A 19,001-nucleotide genomic window follows, 5' to 3' on the forward strand; every position below is an offset into this window, starting at 1 on the left:
CCTTTCCGTTCGACTTGCATGTGTTAAGCACGCCGCCAGCGTTCGTCCTGAGCCAGGATCAAACTCTCCAAACAAAAACCCCTCGATAACGAGGTGAATTTACTATCAGAGATAATCTGACCTAACAAAAGACGCCATTAACTGGCATCTTGATAATTGCGACCACACCCACACACGGGGAGTGTGAGGTGTAGTCAAAAAAACAACAACAAACAAAAACACCAAACACACTATTGAGTTCTCAAACAACACGCTTGCTTTTGTCTCGCCCCGCTTTGGGGCAACCCTGCCAGCTTAATATGAAACCGGCGTGGGAGTCAAGCCCCGGTTTTCGGTCTCCCTCGCGGGCGGCCGCGCCTGTCGGGCGTTGGTACCAACATACACTCTCAAACCCTTGTGGCCCAACTTGATCCGGCTCTGCGGGAAGCGTCCAGGTAGGAGGGCCGAACGTCGATTCGCCGAGCCCGTGCTTAGCACGTCGGGCGCGTCGCCGGCCACCGTAGCGACGCATTGCTCAACGGCACGCGCGCCGGCTTTGTTCCGCCGCTAGCGGCTAGCTGACGCGTTCGATCTCGGCGCCCAGGCTGGCCAGGTTTTCCACGAACAACGGATATCCGCGATCGATGTGGAAGACGTCGTGAACTTCAGTGTCGCCGTCGGCGACCAGGCCGGCGAGCACCAAGCCCGCGCCGGCCCGAATGTCCGAGCACCACACAGGGGCGCTGGACAGCTGCGGAAGGCCTCGAACCACGGCATGGTGGCCGTCGGTGCGGGCATCCGCGCCGAGACGAATCATTTCTTCGACGAACCGGAAGCGTGCTTCGAACACGTTCTCGGTGATCATCGACATCCCGTCGGCGATGGATGCCAAGGCGATCGCCATCGGCTGTAGATCGGTCGGGAATCCGGGGAAGGGCAGTGTCGCCACGTTGACGGCTTTGGGCCGTTCGTATTGCGCCACCCGGAAGCTGGTGTCGGTCTGGGTCACGGTGGCGCCCGCGTCGTGCAATTTGTGCAGGACCAGTTGCAGGTGCGCCGGATCGACGCCGGTCACGGTGATGTCACCGCGGGTCATCGCGGCGGCGATGCCCCACGTCGCGGCCACGATCCGGTCTCCGATGACGCGGTGCTCGGTCGGGTACAGCCGTGGGACACCGGTGATGGTCATCGTCGGTGAACCCGCGCCTTCTACCTGGGCGCCCATCTGGTTGAGCATGGTGCACAGGTCCACCACGTCGGGTTCCCGGGCCGCGTTGTGAATGGTGGTGACGCCCTCGGCCACCACGGCGGCCATCAAGATGTTCTCCGTGGCGCCGACCGAGGGGAATTCCAGCTGAATCTCCGCGCCGCGCAGCGTCTCTGCCTGGGCCACCACACACCCGTGCTCGATGTTGCACTGGGCACCGAGTTGCCGAAGGCCCGCCTGGTGCATGTCCAGCGGCCGGGAACCGATCGCGTCCCCACCGGGAAGCGCGACCTTGGCCCGTTTGCACCGGCCGACCAACGGGCCCAGCACGCAGACCGAGGCGCGGAACTGTCGGACCGCGGCGAAGTCAGCGTCGTATTTGGGTTCGTCGGGAGAGGTGATGCGTGCGACGTCTCCATCGAGTTCGACCGTGGCGCCCAGACCGCGAAGGACCTCCGCCATCAGTGGCACGTCCAGGATGTCCGGGCAGTTGGTGATGGTGCTGGTGCCTTCGGCCAACAGGGTCGCGGCCATGAGTTTCAACACGCTGTTCTTGGCGCCCCCAACAGCGACTTCGCCTGACAACCGGTTGCCACCGGTCACCACGAAACGCTCCGCCACCCGGGCCAGTCTAGTGAAGCGGTATCGGCTTGTCAGTCAGCCAACGCCCAACGCGATCAACCGCGTAGGTACCGTTTGTGCATGGCAGTCCACTTGACCCGCATTTATACCCGCACGGGCGACGACGGCACGACGGGATTGAGCGATTTCTCACGGGTTTCGAAGCACGACGCGCGCCTGGTCGCCTACGCCGACTGCGACGAGGCCAACGCCGCTATCGGGGTGGCCATCGCCGTTGGCAATCCCGCCGAGAACGTGGCCGATGTGCTGCGACAGATCCAGAACGACTTGTTCGACGCCGGTGCCGATCTCTCCACGCCGCTGGTGGATAACCCACCGCATCCGCCCCTGCGGATCACCCAGCCCTATATCGATCGGCTCGAAGGCTGGTGTGACGCCTTCAATGCGGATCTTCCCGCCCTGAATTCTTTTGTGCTGCCAGGCGGTTCACCGCTCTCAGCGTTGCTGCATGTCGCCCGCACCGTGGTTCGGCGCGCCGAGCGATCAGCGTGGGTGGCGGTGGAAAGTCACCCGGACGACGTCAGCGTATTGCCGGCGAAGTACTTGAACCGGTTGTCCGATCTGCTGTTCATCCTGTCCCGGGTCGCCAATCCGACCGGGGATGTGCTGTGGCGACCGGGTGGCGGCTAGACGCTGCGACGACGAGCACGCGGCGACGGACGTGATTCCAGCCAGGACTGAAACGCCGTCAAAGCTCCTCTGTCCAGGGCTATTTCATAGCCGGACCGGCGTTCCTGGCCGGAGTCACGTAGTTCCAGGACGACTATTTCTTCGGTCATGATGTCGAACTCGTCACCGCGGGGCGCGCGTCTGCCGACCACTTCGGCGCCACGTCTACTGAGCCGTCGATCCGGCCATAACCGCAGACTCGACAGCCGGTAGAAGGCCGCCTCACCGCCGCGATACCGGATGACGCCATGGCGCCAACCGTGCCCGCCGACGGCAGGCATGTCGCGCATGATCGCTGCCGTTCCGCCCTGGCGCAGTTTCCACAACCGGTAACTCAAAGCGAGGACGGCCATCCCCAACACGACGATGAGCACGGCCATGCCGACCATGGGCGCGCTCATCGACTCAGTCAGTCGATCGCGCCGACGGCGCGCAGTCTTCCGCGCCCCCGGGCGGCAATCTTCGGGTCGTCCGACTCGGCGTCCTGCCGGGCGGCGCTCTCGTCGATGTCCTTCTCGAACTCAGCGGACTCGGCGAGGACGCTGACGCCCTCTTCGGTCACCGTCAGGAAGCCGCCCTCTACCGCAACCCGCAGGTCGTCTTCGCCTTCCCGTTCCACCCGCACCATGGCATCGTCGACCAACTGCGCAACCAACGGAATGTGGTGAGGCAGAATGCCGATCTCTCCAGCGGTGGTGCGGGTGAAGAGGAACGTGGCCTCGCCCGACCAGATCTCACGGTCGACAGCGACGATCTGCACATTCAAATCAGCCATGCCACATCACCTTTCGACTGCGCAGCACCGCTAAAGCTTTGCGCCGAGGCTCTCGGCCTTCTTGGCCAAGTCGTCCAAACCGCCGATCAGGAAGAACGCCTGCTCGGGAACGTGGTCGAACTCGCCCTTGGTCAAGCGGTCGAAGGCCTCGATGGTTTCCTTCACCGGCACGGTCGAACCCGGCTGACCGGTGAACTGCTCGGCCGCCATCATGTTCTGCGACAGGAATCGCTCGATGCGGCGGGCGCGCTGCACGAGCTGCTTGTCCTCTTCGGACAGCTCATCGATACCCAGAATGGCGATGATGTCCTGAAGGTCCTTGTAACGCTGCAGAATTCGGATGACTTCCTGCGCCACTGCGTAGTGCTCGTCACCGACGACACCGGGGTCGAGGATGGTCGAGCTGGACGCCAGCGGGTCCACGGCCGGGAAGATGCCCTTGGAGAACACGTTTCGGGACAGTTCAGTGGTGGCGTCGAGGTGCGCGAAGGTGGTGGCCGGCGCCGGGTCGGTGTAGTCGTCGGCAGGCACGTACACCGCCTGCATGGAGGTAATCGACCGGCCACGAGTGGAGGTGATGCGCTCCTGCAACTCGCCCATCTCGTCGGCCAGGGTGGGCTGGTAGCCCACGGCCGAGGGCATCCGGCCAAGCAGCGTCGACACTTCCGAGCCGGCTTGGGTGAACCGGAAGATGTTGTCGATGAACAACAACACGTCTTGACCGGCCTCGTCGCGGAACCACTCGGCCATGGTCAGCGCGGACAATGCCACCCGCATACGGGTGCCCGGCGGCTCATCCATCTGACCGAACACCAGCGCGGTGTCCTTGAGCACGTCGGCTTCCTGCAGCTCGACCCAGAGGTCGTTGCCCTCACGGGTGCGCTCGCCCACGCCGGCGAAAACCGACGTACCACCGAAGTTTCGGGCGATGCGGTTGATCATCTCCTGAATCAACACGGTCTTACCCACGCCGGCACCGCCGAACAGTGCGATCTTTCCGCCACGCACGTAGGGGGTCAGCAAGTCGACGACCTTGAGCCCGGTCTCGAGCATCTCGGTGCGCGGCTCCAGGTCTTCGAAGGACGGCGGCTTACGGTGAATCGACCAGTGGTCGAAGTCCTCGCCGTAGCCTTCTTTGTCCAGGCACACACCCAGCGCGTTGAACACGTGGCCCTTGACGCCCTCGCCGACCGGCACCGAGATCGATTCACCGGTGTCGGTGACCTCGACACCGCGCACCAGACCGTCGGTGGGCTGCATGGAGATGGTCCGCACCAGGTTGTCACCAAGGTGCTGAGCCACCTCCAAGGTCAGGGTCTTGGCCAGCGACTCGAAGCCGATCTTGGCGTGGCAGGCGTTGAAGAGTTCTGGGATCGAACCCCGGGGGAACTCGACGTCCACGACTGGACCGGTGATGCGAACCACGCGGCCGGAGGTCTCGGAGTTCTTAGTCGAGTTTTCCGTCTTTTCGTCTGTTGCAGTCATGTCTTTCGCTTCCTGGTGGGATTACTGAGCGGCGTCGGCGAGAGCGTTTGCGCCGCCTACGATCTCGCTGATCTCTTGGGTGATTTGGGCCTGCCGCTCCCGGTTCGCCTGCAGGGTCAGGTCCTTGATGAGGTCATCGGCGTTGTCGGTGGCCGACTTCATCGCGCGTTGGCGCGAGGCCAACTCTGAGGCGGCCGATTCCAGCATCGCCGCGTAGACGCGGGTGGTCAGGTACCGCGGCAGCAGCGCCTCGAACAGCTCGGTCGCACCCGGCTCGAACGAGTACAGGGTGTGCACGTCGGTCTCTTCTTCTTCGACGTACTCGACCACCAGTGGCGCGATACGGTGTGCCACCGCCGACTGCGACATCATCGACTTGAACTCCGAGTAGACGATGTGCAGTTCGTCGACGCCCTGCACATCGCTGTCCGATTCCTCGTCGTCGTCCTCGCCGGTGCCCTGCATGAAGGCGTCGACCAACGTCGATCCGATTTCCGAGGCGTTCTCGTATTGCGGTTGCTCGGAGAAGCCGGACCACGACTCGACGATGTCCCAGTTACGGAACGTGAAGTAGTTCTGCGCTTTGCGGCCTACCGTGAACAACACCGGCTCTTTGCCTTCCTCCCGCAACAGGGAGAACAGCTCTTCGGAGCGCCGGAAGATGCTGGAGTTGTAGGCGCCGCACAGGCCACGATCTGACGAAATTACTAGGACCCCGGCCCGTTTCGGATTCGACCGCTCGACCAGTAGCGGGTGGTCCAATGCGGCTTCGGCGGACAACGTGGTGAGCATCGCGGTGATCTGGAAGGCGTACGGCCGCGCGGCTTGTAGCCGCGCTTGCGCCTTCCCGATCCGCGACGTCGCAATGAGTTCCTGCGCCTTGGTGATCTTCTTGATCGACCCGGCCGATCGGATCCGACCGCGCAGTTCACGAAGTGTGGCAGCCATTTTTAGCTACTTCTTGTCCTTCTTGTTGTCCTTGTTCTTGTTGTCTTTCTTGGCGTCCTTCTTGTCGCTGGACTCGTCCTTTGGCCTGTCTTTCTTGACCTGCACCGACTCTTTCTCGAGATCCTCTTCGTCCATGGCCTCGACGTGCTCGTCGGGCACCACCGACTCACCGCTCGAGGTGGAGAAGCCCTCCTTGAAGTGGTTGATGGTATCGACGAGTTGTTCTTCGTTTTCCTCGCTGAGCTTTCCGCTCTTGCGGATCTCTTCGAGCAGGCTTTCTTTGGATGCTCGAATGTGGTCCAGCAGTTCGGATTCGAAGCGACGGACGTCGTCGACGGGCACCGAGTCCAAGTGTCCACCGGTGCCGAGGAAGATCGAGACCACCTGCTCCTCGACGGGCATCGGCTGATACTGCGGCTGCTTGAGCAACTCGACCAGACGCTCACCGCGGGCCAACTGCTTCTTCGACGTCTCGTCCAGGTCGGAGGCGAATGCGGCGAAGGATTCCAACTCGCGGTATTGCGACAGATCCAGTCGCAGCGAGCCGGCCACTTCCTTCATGGCCTTGATCTGGGCCGCACCACCGACTCGGGACACCGAGGCGCCGACGTTGATGGCCGGCCGGACGCCCTGGTTGAACAGGTCGGACTCCAGGAAGCACTGCCCGTCGGTGATCGAGATGACGTTGGTCGGAATGTAGGCCGAGATGTCGTTGGCCTTGGTCTCGATGACCGGCAGGCCGGTCAGGGAGCCGCCGCCGAGGTCGTCGGACAGCTTCGCGCAGCGCTCCAGCAGCCGCGAGTGCAGGTAGAACACGTCGCCGGGGAATGCCTCACGGCCCGGCGGCCGGCGCAGCAGCAGCGAGATCGCGCGGTAGGCGTCGGCGTGCTTGGTCAGGTCGTCGAAGATGATCAGGACGTGCTTGCCCTCGTACATCCAGTGCTGGGCGATCGCCGAACCGGTGTAGGGCGCAAGCCATTTGAAACCGGCCGACTCCGAGGCGGGCGCCGCGACGATGGTGGTGTAGTCCATCGCGCCGCCTTCTTCGAGCGCCTGGCGCACCGCGGCGATGGTGGTCCCCTTTTGCCCGATGGCCACGTAGACGCAGCGAACCTGCTTCTTCTCGTCGCCGCTCTCCCAGTTCTGGCGCTGGTTGAGGATCGTGTCGACGCACACCGCGGTCTTGCCGGTCTTGCGGTCACCGATGATCAGCTGGCGCTGTCCGCGGCCGATGGGAGTCATCGCGTCGACGGCCTTGATACCGGTTTGCAGCGGCTCCTTGACGCCCTGCCGCTGAACGACGGAGGGCGCCTGCAGCTCCAAGGCGCGACGGGTGTCGGTCTCGATGTCGCCGCCCCCGTCGATCGGGTGGCCCAGCGGGTCGATGACCCGACCCAGGTAGCCGTCACCCACCGGTACCGACAACACCTCACCGGTGCGCTTGACCTGCTGGCCTTCTTCGAGTTGCTCGAAGTTACCGAGGATCACGGCACCGATGCTGTGCTCGTCGAGGTTGAGGGCGACGCCGAGCACTCCCCCGGTGAACTCGAGCAGCTCCTGCGTCATGACCGACGGCAGACCCTCGACGTGCGCGATGCCGTCACCGGCGTCGACGATGGTTCCGACCTCCTCGCGGGTGTTGTCGGAGGTGAAGGAGTCTACGTACTCCTCGATCGCGCTCTGGATGTCATCAGCGGAGATTGTCAACTCGGCCATGGCTTTTCGTCTTCCTACTTCGGGTTGTGCTGATCAGTTTGTGGGTTAGTCGGGCAGTTGAGCCTCGGCAGCGGCCAACCGAGAGGACAGTGAGCCGTCGATCACCTCGTCGCCGACCGAAATCAGCAACCCACCGAGCAGGTCGGGATTGATTTCGAGTTGGACCGCAACGGGGTGTCCGTATATCCGGCTCAGCACTTCACTCACTCGGTTGCGCTGCTCATCGCTGAGGTCGCCGGCAGCAGTGACTTGCGCGACGACCTCACCACGCCGTGCCACTGCCACTTCGGCGAGGAACTGCACGGCTTCATCGGCGGGCTGGTGACCTCTCAACAGCTCGATGGTGTGAGACAACAGCGACCGCGTGACCGGGTTGACATCGCCGCCGTTGTCAAGCACGTTGCGCAGCAGGCCAACTCGACCCTCGGCCGGAGCCGTGTGGTCGCCCAACAGGATGGCCAGCCGCGGTTGCGAGTCGACGATCCGCGAGAAGCGGAAGAGCTGGTCTTCGACCTCGTCAACCTTGCCGTCACGATCGGCGACTTCCAGCAGGGCTTGTCGCGACACGTGTTCGATGGCGTCGACCAGGTCTGCATTGGCCGACCAGCGCTGCGAGACCGCTGCCCGCAGCACCTCGAGCGTGGCGTCTTCGACCTTGCCGGACACCAGCCGCTCCAGCAGCTTGACCCGGGGTCCTGAATCTTCCGCAGGCACAGTCAAATAACGCGTAACGACCAGTTCGCGGTCCAGGATCTTGGCCACCGACACCAATTCGTCGGCGAGCTTGGTCAGGCCGTCGTCATCGAGATCCTTGGCAATGGAGTCGAATCGGTCGACCAGGTCGCCCAACGCACGCTGGCTCCCGGAGCGCATCTTGGCCAATACCGGGTACTGAACGTCAGTCGGCTCGGGCGCCATCTCGTCAAGCTCGTCGAGGAACCGATCCACCGTGGCGGACCGCTGTCCCTCGTCTGCCACGTAATTGGTAATCAATTCCCTTGCCTGACGGACCGATTCATGGCCCAGCTCCAGCCGGAGCTGACGGATCAGCTGCACCCGCAGGAGCTCGGCTTGGCGGGACCCCTGCTGCTGGATGCGCTGTGCGTCGGCTTGCGCCTGCGTCTGCATCTGTTCGGCGATGCGTGCCGCGTCGGCCTTGGCCTCTTCGACCACCCGCTCGGCTTCCTTCTTGGCCTCTTCCACCGCCTGGCTGTGAGCGGTAGTCGACTGCTCCAAGCGCTTGGCAGCCTTGTCGGACTCTTCCAGTTCCTTGCGGACGGTCTCTTGCCGATCAGTCATCAACCGGCGCACCGGCGGCACGACATAACGCCACACCAGCAGCACGATGACCGCGAAGCCCACCAACTGTCCGATAAACGTCGACATTGCTCGTTACCTTGTCGCGGCCGAAGTGGTCACGTCCACGCCCAGGATGCGACTGGCCAGCGTTGACGACAGTTTTCCGACGTTGGCGCGCAAATCCATCTCCACGGCGTCGCGCTCCCGCTTCAATTGCTCGCTGACCGTCTGCAATGTTGCCGCCACCTGCCGCTCAGCCTGTGCGCGCGCTTCCTCGATCGCCTTGCGGCCCTCGGTCCGGGCGTTGTCGCGGAACGATCCCGCTTCGGCCCGGGCTTCCTTCATCGCTGCTTCGTAATCTGCCTGGGCGGCGGCGAACTGCTCGGCCGACTTCTTGTTGTCGGACTGCGTCTTGGCGACCATGTTGTCGCGTTCCCGCAACACCCGCATGATCGGCGGCACCACCCACGTGCCGATGACGCCAAGGACCACCAGGAAGATGGCCAGCACGAAGAAGAACGTTCCGTTCGGAATGAGGAAGTTGTTGCCGCCGCCTTCCCCCGCCGCCTGATTGGCGGCCAGAACAAGCGAGCTCGCGTCACCCATCACGGCGAATTACTTGACCGGCGTGGCGAATACGAACAGCGCCATAAACGCCAAGTTGATGAAGTAGGCCGCCTCGACCAGACCGACGGTAATGAAGAACGGGGTGAACAGCCGTCCCTGCGCCTCAGGCTGCCGTGCGACACCGGAAATAAGCGCGTTACCGGCGACACCGTCACCGATACCAGCGCCGATCGCGCCACCCGCCATGATCAGTCCACCGCCGATGAGGGCGCCGGCTGCGATAGTGGGGTCCATTTTCCTTATCCTCCTTGATAACTCTGGTAACGGTTTACCAGGATTCGGTCGCGGTACGGGTGGGTCTTAGTGGTGTTCGTCCTCTATCTCCATGGACTGGCTGAAGTACAGAACCGTCAGCAGCGCGAAGATAAAGGCTTGGATGGCGCCGACGAACAAGTCGAACGATTTCCAGATCGCGTTGGGCAGCCACATGATGTACGGCGGGAACAGCGCGATCAGGGCGACCAGGATGCCGCCGGCGAAGATGTTGCCGAAAAGCCGCAGCGACAACGAGATCGGCTTGGCTAGCTCTTCGACGACGTTGATCGGCGCCAATATTGCGACGTGGCCCTTGAGGACCCGGAACGGGTGTCCGAGAATGCCGCGGCGCCAGATCCCGGCCAGGTGGTAGCAGACGAACACGAACAGGGCGAGCGCGAGCACGTAATTGATATCGGCCGCCGCTGATTTCAGCAGTTCGGTCGTCTGGCCTTTTTTGTCGGTGTACTGCAGGGGCAGGACCGACAGCCAGTTCGAGATCAGGATGAACACGAAGATGGTGACCGCGAGCGGCAGCACGAACGGCGCGATCCGCATTCCGATGGCACTCTCGACCTGGTTGCGCATCTGAATGGTGATCGCCTCGAAGAACAGCTGGACACCGCCGGGCACATCCTTGGAGGTGACCTTCGAGCGCAAGTAGAAGGCCATCGCAATGACGATCAAACCGGCGATCGCGGTGGACAGCACCGTGTCGGTGTTGACGGTCAGACCGAGCCATTTGGCGGTGTTGTGTTGGCCAACCTCGATCTGGGCTGCCAGGAATGACTCAGTCATCGCTGGTGGTCCTACCTTCCGTCCCCTCAGATCCCGTCAGTACTGCGCTGTCCCCCGAGCCGGCACCCTCTCCAGTGCGCAGCTTCTTCCACACCGGCAATGCGGTCGATGCAACGAGCAATACCTGAAAGATCGCCAACCCAAACACGACGCCCAAACCTGCAGGTCGAAATATGAAGGCGATGATCAGCGCGATGATGGTGATCATCGCGACCCGCGACGCGGAGTTAATCGCCATCGACCTCTTCAGCGGGTGCTCTTTTGCGGTTATCGACTCCACCGACCGCCGCACCAAGAGGGCATTTAGCAAACCTAAAAGCATTCCGATACCGAAGAACACCCCGACCATCACATGGCCGGCGAAGCCGGCGACGAGCATCGCCACCGCGGTGACCGCGAGGCAGATGACGAAGAGGCGAACCGGGCGGAAAGCAACAGAGGGAAACACCAACGGCGCGTCCTGCGCTGGTGTCGTCACTGCAGCACCTCAATCCCAGGTTGATGGAGCGGGAACCACCCGAGCGACCGATCGGTGGTTCGCCGAGCGTATCGCAAGGTCGCGATGGACTTACCCAAGGGGTAGCTCCCTGTGTCGGTCGTCTATCGGCTCGGTCGGAAAGCCTCCCGACGGGCCGGCTGGCCGGCAACCCGCGTGGTTCTTTTCGGGGTTCTACCAGCACCGTACCACAAGGTCAGCGCCACTACTACTGGTTGTCGTAGATGCTTCCTAGTCCGGATCGAAGTAGTCGTCGCGGCGGCGCAGCAGCGGGATCACCGTCGTGACGCCCGCGACCAAGATCGCCGCCAGCATGACGGCCGCAGTGTGGCGAGGGTCGAAAAAGATGGTGCTCGCCGCGCCGAAGGCGACGATGCCGACCCACAGATAGATGATCAGAACAACTCGGCGGTGCGAGTGGCCGATTTGCAGCAACCGATGATGCAGATGCATTTTGTCGGGGCTAAACGCGCTGCGCCCCGCGCGAGTGCGTCGCACGATTGCCAGCAGCAAATCCAGCATCGGCACAAACATGACCGCGACCACGAGCAGGAACGGTGACAACAGAGCAAACACGTCGCGCGCGCCGTAGGCGTTCTGCGAGATGGGACCCGCAGCGGTGGTCGACGCGGCGGCCAGCATCAATCCGATCAGCATCGAGCCCGAGTCACCCATGAAGATTTTGGCCCGGTGGAAATTGTGCGGCAGGAAGCCCAAGCAGGCGCCCGCGAGCACCACCGAGATGACCGCCGGCGGGTAGTACAAGACGTCACCGCCGTGGTCGCGCAACAGACCGACCGAGAACATGCAGATGGCCAGCGCCGTGATCAGCCCCAGCCCGGCGGCCAGACCGTCGAGGCCGTCGACGAAGTTCATGGCGTTGACAATCGAGACCGTCAGCGCCAGCGTCAGCAGGATCGACGATGCCTGGTCCAACACGATGGTGCCGACCCCACCGACGGGAATGTAGAGGACGCTCCAAGCAACACCCATGGTGACCAGCACGCTGGCCGCGGTGATCTGCCCGGCGAACTTCGTCAGCGCATCAAGACCCCACCGGTCGTCGATCAGACCGATGCCCATGATGACCGCGCCGGCCACCAAGACGGCGGGCATACCGGTGGAGTAGACGAATCCGCGGTTGAGAGCCGGGAGTTGAGAAGCCAGGAACACCGCAGCCACCACACCGAGAAACATCGCCAGACCACCCATCCTGGGAGTCGGCGTGATGTGCACGTCGCGTTCTCGGGGATACGCCACAGCCCCCAACCGAGTCGCCAGAACGCGCACCGGACCGGTGGCGAAGTAGGTGATGATGGCGGCGGTCAGCCCGACCAAGGCGAGTTCCCGCAGTGGGACACCGGCGCTGCGATAGGAAAGCGCGAGCAAACCACCGGCAAGGCTGGTCATGTCGCTGGACACCACGAGACCGTACTGCACCAACCTGAGCCGGCGTTCGGCATCTTCGATCTCTCCGACCGCAACCCCACGAGCGGCCAGCTCGCACGCGCCGCCGAGACGTCGGAGGTCACCAAGTGCAGACCCCGCACCGAGCCCACGGGCGTCTCTGCTGTAGGAATGCGTTCGGCAAGGAGGATCGAGCAAGCCGATCCCGGTGGGGTTAGTTGCACGATGCGCACTCCCGGTGCCGGCGACACGTCCACATCCAGGCGGAATCCGACGCAGTCGCGGTAGAACGCCAGCGAGCGGTCGAGGTCAGCCACAGGGATCGGAACCAGTTCGAACAGCAGCGCTCCCGGAGGGACCGGAGGATTTTTCGGGCCGGCGAACAGTCGACACCGCCTCCGCGAGGCCAGCTACACGCCCACTCCTGCGCCCACCCCAGGCAATCGCTGCGGCGGTGGCGCCACTGCCAGCGGCACCGCCGTCGTCGGCCACCGGCATGGCCCGCCACCCCTGAACACACATTTGAGAATTGTTTGTGAACACGACGTTGCTGTCGGCATTTCCGCTGTACCGTCTCACCGTTACTTCATGGCCTTTGGGAAGGCCAGAGTCCGTCGGCAACTACGCATCTGGCGTACAACCGGTTCAAGGTCCGGCATCAAGGGAGCCCACATGACGTCTTTCCTCGTCGTAGCGCCGGAAGCACTGAATAGTGCGGCGGCGAATTTACGAGGAATTGGTGATTCGGTCGCCCAAGCCACGTCGGCAGCGGCGTCTTCGACGACTGCCATCGCACCGGCGGCTGCCGACGAAGTCTCAGCAGCCATATCACGTTTGTTCGGCGGCCTGGGTAAGGAATTCCAGGCGCTCAGCGCCGAATCGGCTTTAGCCCATGAGCGAATTGTCGCGGCTCTGACTTCAAGTGGGACCGCATACGCAGCGGCGGAGGTCGCGAGCGCGTCGCCCCTTCAGGTGTTACAACAGGATCTGCAAGCTTTAGCGGCCAGTCCGTTCACCCCGGTGAAAGATCTCACCGGACGCCCGTTGATCGGCAACGGCGCCGATGGCGCACCCGGCAGCGGTCAAGCCGGCGGAAGCGGCGGATGGCTGATCGGCAACGGTGGCAACGGTGGATCGGGCTCCGATGGCCCGAACGGCGGCAGCGGTGGTGCCGGTGGATCGGCCGGGTTGTGGGGGCGCGGCGGTGCCGGCGGAGCCGGTGGCAACGCGACGGCCGCCGGGGGCATCGGTGGCATCGGTGGTGCCGGCGGCGCGAATGGACTGATCGGTGGCGGCAACGGCGGCGCGGGCGGTGCCGGGGGCAGCGGCTTCGGCACCGGCATGGGCGGAGCCGGCGGGGCCGGTGGAGCCAACCGACAGTTGCTCTCCCTCGACGGGTCCGGCGGGGCCGGCGGCGCCGGCGGCCACGGGGGATCCGGCACTGATGGGCCCCTCGCACCCGGTCAAGCTGCAGGCAACGGCGGGGTGGGTGGGGCCGGCGGTGCCAACCAGGCGCTGTTGGGCGGGCACGGCGGACATGGCGGTGTCGGCGGCGCCGGCGGCGCGGGGTTGGACGGCGCCGCTGGGTCGGTGGGCACTTCTACGACCCCCGACGGAGGTCGAGGTGGTGATGGCGGACTCGGCGGCAACGGCGGCGACGGCGGTCGCGGCGGCACCAATGGCTTGGCCCTTGGTGGCGTGGCCGGAAGCGGCGGCGACGGCGGCCACGCCGGAACGGCAGGTAGCGGTGGCGACGGCGGCGAAGGTTGGAGCAACCCGTCCGGTCCTGGCGGTAGCGGGGGTGACGGCGGCAACGGCGCCGCGAACACCGCCACCGCCGGCCACGGTGGCGCCTCCGGCGGCCCAGGTGGTCAGGCCGGCAGCAACGGCGCGCCGAACGCGGGCGGCAAGGGTGGCAATGGCGGGGATGCCGGCAGCGGAAGCGGCACCGTTCAACGCGGCGGGAACGGTGGCAACGGCGGCAGCGGCGGCCCCGTGGGCAACGGCGGTGACGGTGGCAACGGTGGAAACGGAGGCGCCGGCGGCGCCAACAACGGCAACGGCAACGGCGGTCGGGGCGGCGATGGCGGCGCCGCGGTCCTGGGTAACGGCGGCGCCGGCGGTGCCGGCGGTAAAGGTGGCGCCAACAGTTTCCTCGGTTCCGGTGGCGCCGGGGGTAGTGGCGGCTCGACGGCGTCGGGGCACGCCGGCACGGGCGGTAACGGCGGTGGCGCCGGCGGGGTCAACGGCACCGGTGGTGCCGGCGGTAACGGTGGTGACCTCACTGGCGTCGATGGCGTCGGGCGGGCCGGCGACGGCGGCGACGGTGGTAGCGGCTCGAGCATCTACACCAGCGCCGGTGGTGCCGGCGGGAAGGGCGGCAGCGTCACCGGGCATTCCGCATCCGGCAACGCCGGCGACGGAGGCGACGGCGGTACCGGCGGCACGAATAACAGCGGCACGGGCAGGGGCGGAGCCGGTGGTCAAGGCGGCGCCGGTGGTGACATGGCGGGAGCATCGGGTAACGCCGGCAACGGCGGTGCGGGTGGTGCCGGCGGTCAGGGGGCCTACAGCTTCGGCGGGGGTGGTGGCGGCGGCGGTGCCGGCGGCAACGTGACCAGCGATTTTGCGATCGGCAATGCCGGTGCCGGCGGCAAGGGTGGTGCCGGTGGCCTCGGCCAGACCTTCGGCGGTGGATACGGCTCCGGCGGTGACGGGGGCGCAGGTGGCGCCGGCGGAAACATCACCGGGGCTCATGTGACCGGGAAGGGCGGCACCGGCGGCGCCGGCGGCGACGGCGGCGTGACGAACCCCTCTAACTTCGGCGTTGGGGGTAACGGTGGCGCCGGTGGCGCCGGGGGCAACGTCACTGGCCTGCAAGACACTGGCGACGGCGGAGCCGGTGGTCAGGGCGGAAAGGCCGGCTACGCGACCGGCTCTCTTAATGGAATCGGTGGTGGCGGCGGTGCCGGCGGCAACGGCGGCATCGTCACAAATTCCTCGACGGGCAACGGTGGGCATGGCGGCTCGGGCGGCGACGGCGCCGAAAGTGGCGGCAACAATGGGGGCGACGGCGGCATCGGCGGTCGCGGCGGAGACTCGACCTTCTCCGGCGACGGCGGTGCCGGCGGCGACGGCGGTGCCGGCGGCCGGGGCAACCCGAGCACCGCTGGTTTGGGCAACGGCGCGGGTGGCGTGGGCGGCGCCGGGGGCAATGGTGGCCAAGCGGCTCGAGGCGACGGTGGCGCTGGCGGTGATGGCGGTGCCGGTGGGCCGGGCACCACAATCGGCGGCCGAGGCGGAAACGGCGGCAATGGTGGCAACTCCACGCTCACCGGCAGCGGCGGTGATCCAGGAAGCGGTGGCGCCGGCGGCAAGGGCGTACCCCCGGTCGGCGTCGACGGGCCCGGCGGCCAAGACGGGACCCCGGGGACTCCCTAGCGCGGCCCGAGTTCTGCGGCAACGCTGGGGATCTCTTCGCCGCGAGGGCAGTATAGGAGCAACCTTGCCTACCCGAGAGATCGGAACCTGATCATGACCGCCCGGGTGACGTTCGACTTCACCGACACTGCCGTACTCGTCACCGGCGGAACGAGTGGGTTCGGCCATGCCACTGCCACCCTGTTCCGCGATGCGGGCGCAACCGTCACCATCACCGGCACCAAAGCAGATCCGTCGGAATACAGCACTGACCTGACCGGCATGCGCTATCGCCGGCTCATTCGACCGCCTCGACGTACTGATCAACAACGCCGGAGCCAACTTCCCCGGGGAACCGACAACTTAGGCGCGGCAACGAAATACGCTGAAACACAATAGTTCTGGCGCGTAGTAGCTGTTCACCGTCTCCGCGAGAGCCTTCGTTGCTGTCAGAGGTCGATGCCGTAGCCGCGGTCGATGTGGCGGTCTGGGGTGGTGAGGTTGCCGATGTGGGCGGCGGCGTCGGCGATGTCGCATAGACGGTCGACGACTCGGGTGCGCTGTCGTAGGAGTTCGATGGCTTGGTCGCGGCTGGTGCTGGTTGCGCTGGTGATGGCGAGGTGGTGTTCGGCGCGTTCGATGGCGGTGTGCGGGGCCGTTCGGGTTGGGGAGTGCCGAGTTGGTGAGCGGCGTGGAGTTGTGGTGCAGCGCGTTCAGGCGCTCAAGCTCGCGGGGTCCACGCCGAGGACGGCCGCGATCCGGTCGGCCGGGACGGGACCTTCGCGAAGGATGCGAGGGGCGGCTCCGGTGAGGTCGACGATGGTGGATGCGGCCTGCTGGGCGGACGGTCCCGCATCGAGGTAGACCTCGACGCGATCGCCGAGTTGGCGTCGGGCGTCGCCGGCATCGACCGCGGGCGGCTGGCCGGAGACGTTGGCGCTGGAGACGGCCATGGGGCCGACCTCGCGCAGTAGTTCGATGGCGACCGGGTGCAACGGCATCCGCAGCATCACCGTCCCATTCGCATTGCCGAGGTCCCACTGCAGGGACGGCGCTTGGGCCACGACCAAGCTCAGTGCGCCGGGCCAGAAGGCGCGGATCAAGTCGCGCGCTCCGTCGGGCATCGCGTAGACCAACCCTTCGATGGTGTGCCAGGAACCCACCAGCACGCCGACCGGCATGTCGCGTCCGCGGCCCTTGGCCGCGAGCAGTTCCCCCACCGCCGTGTTGTCGAACGCGTCGGCGCCGATGCCGTAGACCGTGTCCGTCGGCATGACGACCAATCGGCCGCTTTTGAGCGCCCCCGTCGCAGCGGCGAGGCCGCGCGCACGCTGCTCGGGGTCACCGCAGTCGAACGTTTCAGTCATCGCTACTCCTACGCGCGGTGACGAACCGCGGTCGACCGGTGAGATCCTTGCGCGCGGCGATCTCAGCGAAAACCCCTGTGCCGGCCACGCATTCGACCGTCGCCGCCGAGGTGGAGTCGTCATGTTCGACGGCAAACAGACCGCCGGGACGCAGCAGACGTCCCGCCAGAGCGACGACCGCGGTCACCACCGTCATGCCGTCCGGCCCGCCGAACACGGCCTGAGGCGGATCATGTTGTGCCACTTCGGCTTCCAGGTTGGCGCCGTCGGGAACGTAGGGCGGGTTGGCGACGACGAGGTCGACGCTGCCCGTCAGGTCGGTGAGCGCTTCGGGACCGGTGACGTCGGCGCGCACCAACTCGACGGTGGTCGCCTCGGCGTTGCGCCGTGCGTAGCGCAGCGCTGTCTCCGAGTTGTCGACGCCCAGGATGCGCGCCGTGGGATAGTGCTCGGCCAAAGCGATGGCCAGCGCACCTGAGCCGGTGCACAGGTCAACGATGACGGGCTGGGCCGGTAGCCGCTGGGTGGTTGCCCACTCCAGCATCGACTCCGTTTCGGGGCGTGGCACGAACACACCCGGGCCGACCTGCAGCACCACCGGCCCGAACGCCGCGGTGCCGAGCAGGTGTTGCAACGGCACCCGACGTGAGCGCGCGGCGACCACCTCGTGGTACTGCGCGAAAAACGCATGGTCAGGCGATTCGACCAAGGCCAGCCGGCCGCGGTCGGTGCCGGTCAGATGAGCGGCCAACTCCTCGGCATCAAAGCGGGCGGAAACGATGCCGGCCTGGGCCAGCACCGTGGTTGCGCTGTCGATCGCGCCCCGCAGTGTGCTCATGAGTGCTGCAGCCGGGACTGCCTGTCAGCGGCGCTGAGTGCGTCGAACAGCGCGTCGAGATCGCCGTCGAGAACCTGATCGAGGTTGTGCGCCTTGAAACCGATCCGGTGGTCGGTGATGCGGTTCTCGGGGAAGTTGTAGGTGCGAATGCGTTCGCTGCGGTCAACCGTGCGGATCTGGTTGGCTCGATCCGCTGACGCGTCGGCCGACGCCTGCTCTTCGGCCAAGGCCTGCAATCGAGCGGCCAGAACCTGCAGTGCCCGCGTCTTGTTCTGCAGCTGCGACCGTTCGTTTTGGCAGGTGACGACGATTCCCGTGGGCAGGTGAGTGATCCGCACCGCGGAGTCGGTGGTGTTGACGCCCTGGCCGCCCTTGCCGGAGGACCGGTAGACGTCGATGCGCAGATCCGATTCGTCGATCTGCACCTCGCCGACTTCCTCCGGCTCGGGATAGACGAGGACGCCGGCGGCCGAAGTGTGCACGCGCCCTTGGGATTCGGTCACCGGAACCCGTTGGACGCGGTGGACCCCGCCTTCGAATTTCATCCGCGACCACACACCCTCGGCAGAGTCGCCCTTACTGGCGATCGTCAAGGTCGCATCCTTGTATCCGCCGAGATCCGAGGTGGTTTCGTCGAGGACGGTCACCGTCCAGCCATGGCGCTCGGCGTAGCGGATGTACATCCGCGCCAGATCGGCGGCGAACAACGCCGACTCCTCACCGCCCTCGCCAGATTTGACTTCGAGCACGATGTCGTCGGCGTCGTGCGGGTCGCGCGGGGCCAGCATGTCGGTGAGTTGGGTGTCGAGTTCGGCGACCCGACCCTCCAGCTCGGTCACCTCTTCGGCGAACGAATCGTCGTCGTCGACCAGCTCGCGGGCGGTTTCCAGATCCTCGCGGGCGGACACCAATTTGCGATACGTGGCGACAATGGGTGCCAGTCGGGCGAACCGGCGGCCGGCTTTGCGGGCCTCGTCGGGCTTGCTGTGCAGTTCCGGGTCGGCCAACGCACGCTCGAGCGCGGCGTGTTCGGCGAGCAGGACGTCAATCGTCTGCACCGGCTGCGTCATCTC

At 65.4% G+C, this 19,001-nt stretch carries 18 protein-coding genes, 1 rRNA gene and 1 pseudogene; 3 read left to right on the forward strand and 17 right to left on the reverse strand.

Going from position 1 to position 19,001, the window contains the following annotated elements:
• Together A9W95_RS15470 and murA are read right to left on the reverse strand one after the other, a co-directional pair.
• Nucleotides 1-74 (reverse strand): 16S ribosomal RNA (locus tag A9W95_RS15470); the annotation flags it as partial.
• A gap of 479 nt (nucleotides 75-553) precedes the next feature.
• On the reverse strand, nucleotides 554-1,807 hold the full coding sequence (gene murA / locus A9W95_RS15475) for a UDP-N-acetylglucosamine 1-carboxyvinyltransferase (RefSeq protein ID WP_067414304.1): 1,254 nt from the start codon (nucleotides 1,805-1,807) through the stop codon (nucleotides 554-556).
• Between the two features lie 81 nt (nucleotides 1,808-1,888).
• On the opposite strand from murA, the gene A9W95_RS15480 reads away from it, so the two are divergent.
• Nucleotides 1,889-2,458 carry a cob(I)yrinic acid a,c-diamide adenosyltransferase gene (locus A9W95_RS15480; RefSeq protein WP_067414307.1) on the forward strand — a complete coding sequence of 190 codons (570 nt, stop codon included), beginning with the start codon at nucleotides 1,889-1,891 and terminating at the stop codon, nucleotides 2,456-2,458.
• Here A9W95_RS15480 and A9W95_RS15485 read toward each other — a convergent pair.
• From A9W95_RS15485 to A9W95_RS27520, 12 genes are all read right to left on the reverse strand, one after another.
• Entirely contained in the window at nucleotides 2,455-2,898 is a 444-nt protein-coding gene (locus tag A9W95_RS15485; protein ID WP_067414310.1) for a DUF2550 domain-containing protein, read from the reverse strand. The genes A9W95_RS15480 and A9W95_RS15485 overlap by 4 nt on opposite strands.
• 8 nt (nucleotides 2,899-2,906) lie before the next feature.
• Nucleotides 2,907-3,272, reverse strand: coding sequence for a F0F1 ATP synthase subunit epsilon (locus A9W95_RS15490; protein WP_067414313.1), 366 nt, complete (start codon nucleotides 3,270-3,272; stop codon nucleotides 2,907-2,909).
• A 30-nt stretch (nucleotides 3,273-3,302) separates the two neighbouring features.
• Nucleotides 3,303-4,757, reverse strand: coding sequence for a F0F1 ATP synthase subunit beta (gene atpD / locus A9W95_RS15495; protein ID WP_067414316.1), 1,455 nt, complete (start codon nucleotides 4,755-4,757; stop codon nucleotides 3,303-3,305).
• Nucleotides 4,758-4,778: 21 nt separating this feature from the next.
• Nucleotides 4,779-5,705, reverse strand: a complete 927-nt coding sequence (locus A9W95_RS15500; RefSeq protein WP_067414319.1) for a F0F1 ATP synthase subunit gamma — start codon at nucleotides 5,703-5,705, stop codon at nucleotides 4,779-4,781.
• 6 nt (nucleotides 5,706-5,711) lie between these two features.
• A complete protein-coding gene (gene atpA, locus A9W95_RS15505; RefSeq protein WP_067414321.1) occupies nucleotides 5,712-7,421 on the reverse strand; it encodes a F0F1 ATP synthase subunit alpha in 1,710 nt (569 codons plus the stop codon).
• Nucleotides 7,422-7,466: 45 nt separating this feature from the next.
• Nucleotides 7,467-8,807, reverse strand: coding sequence for a F0F1 ATP synthase subunit B/delta (locus A9W95_RS15510; RefSeq protein WP_067414324.1), 1,341 nt, complete (start codon nucleotides 8,805-8,807; stop codon nucleotides 7,467-7,469).
• A 6-nt stretch (nucleotides 8,808-8,813) separates the two neighbouring features.
• Nucleotides 8,814-9,326, reverse strand: coding sequence for a F0F1 ATP synthase subunit B (locus A9W95_RS15515; RefSeq protein ID WP_067414327.1), 513 nt, complete (start codon nucleotides 9,324-9,326; stop codon nucleotides 8,814-8,816).
• Between the two features lie 9 nt (nucleotides 9,327-9,335).
• Nucleotides 9,336-9,581 (reverse strand): F0F1 ATP synthase subunit C, encoded by a 246-nt coding sequence (locus A9W95_RS15520; RefSeq protein WP_003406686.1) that lies wholly within the window; start codon nucleotides 9,579-9,581, stop codon nucleotides 9,336-9,338.
• 66 nt (nucleotides 9,582-9,647) lie between these two features.
• The gene (gene atpB / locus A9W95_RS15525) at nucleotides 9,648-10,400 is read right to left on the reverse strand and encodes a F0F1 ATP synthase subunit A (protein WP_067414330.1); all 753 of its coding nucleotides are present in this window, start codon (nucleotides 10,398-10,400) and stop codon (nucleotides 9,648-9,650) included.
• On the reverse strand, nucleotides 10,393-10,878 hold the full coding sequence (locus A9W95_RS15530; RefSeq protein ID WP_067414333.1) for an ATP synthase subunit I: 486 nt from the start codon (nucleotides 10,876-10,878) through the stop codon (nucleotides 10,393-10,395). The genes atpB and A9W95_RS15530 overlap by 8 nt, the downstream gene beginning before the upstream one ends.
• A gap of 249 nt (nucleotides 10,879-11,127) precedes the next feature.
• On the reverse strand, nucleotides 11,128-12,336 hold the full coding sequence (rfe, locus tag A9W95_RS15535; protein WP_156746227.1) for a UDP-N-acetylglucosamine--decaprenyl-phosphate N-acetylglucosaminephosphotransferase: 1,209 nt from the start codon (nucleotides 12,334-12,336) through the stop codon (nucleotides 11,128-11,130).
• A complete protein-coding gene (locus tag A9W95_RS27520) occupies nucleotides 12,303-12,620 on the reverse strand; it encodes a VOC family protein (protein WP_253851669.1) in 318 nt (105 codons plus the stop codon). The genes rfe and A9W95_RS27520 overlap by 34 nt, the downstream gene beginning before the upstream one ends.
• Nucleotides 12,621-12,975: 355 nt before the next feature.
• Here A9W95_RS27520 and A9W95_RS15540 point away from each other — a divergent pair, with 355 nt between their 5' ends.
• Complete coding sequence (locus A9W95_RS15540; RefSeq protein WP_082983121.1) at nucleotides 12,976-15,744, forward strand: PE family protein; 2,769 nt, start codon at nucleotides 12,976-12,978, stop codon at nucleotides 15,742-15,744.
• A gap of 93 nt (nucleotides 15,745-15,837) precedes the next feature.
• Nucleotides 15,838-16,075 (forward strand): annotated as a pseudogene (locus tag A9W95_RS15545) (SDR family NAD(P)-dependent oxidoreductase); the annotation flags it as partial.
• Nucleotides 16,076-16,436: 361 nt separating this feature from the next.
• Here A9W95_RS15545 and A9W95_RS15550 read toward each other — a convergent pair.
• Genes A9W95_RS15550 through prfA form a run of 3 tightly spaced genes read right to left on the reverse strand, consistent with a single transcriptional unit; the run spans nucleotide 16,437 to nucleotide 18,998 of the window.
• Complete coding sequence (locus A9W95_RS15550; protein ID WP_067414341.1) at nucleotides 16,437-17,090, reverse strand: L-threonylcarbamoyladenylate synthase; 654 nt, start codon at nucleotides 17,088-17,090, stop codon at nucleotides 16,437-16,439.
• Nucleotides 17,083-17,928, reverse strand: a complete 846-nt coding sequence (gene prmC / locus A9W95_RS15555; RefSeq protein ID WP_067414344.1) for a peptide chain release factor N(5)-glutamine methyltransferase — start codon at nucleotides 17,926-17,928, stop codon at nucleotides 17,083-17,085. Before prmC ends, A9W95_RS15550 begins: the two co-directional genes overlap by 8 nt.
• Nucleotides 17,925-18,998 (reverse strand): peptide chain release factor 1, encoded by a 1,074-nt coding sequence (gene prfA / locus A9W95_RS15560; RefSeq protein ID WP_067414347.1) that lies wholly within the window; start codon nucleotides 18,996-18,998, stop codon nucleotides 17,925-17,927. Before prfA ends, prmC begins: the two co-directional genes overlap by 4 nt.
• Between the last annotated feature and the right edge of the window lie 3 nt (nucleotides 18,999-19,001).

Source organism: Mycobacterium sp. 1423905.2, from assembly GCF_001673155.1.
Taxonomy (GTDB): domain Bacteria; phylum Actinomycetota; class Actinomycetes; order Mycobacteriales; family Mycobacteriaceae; genus Mycobacterium.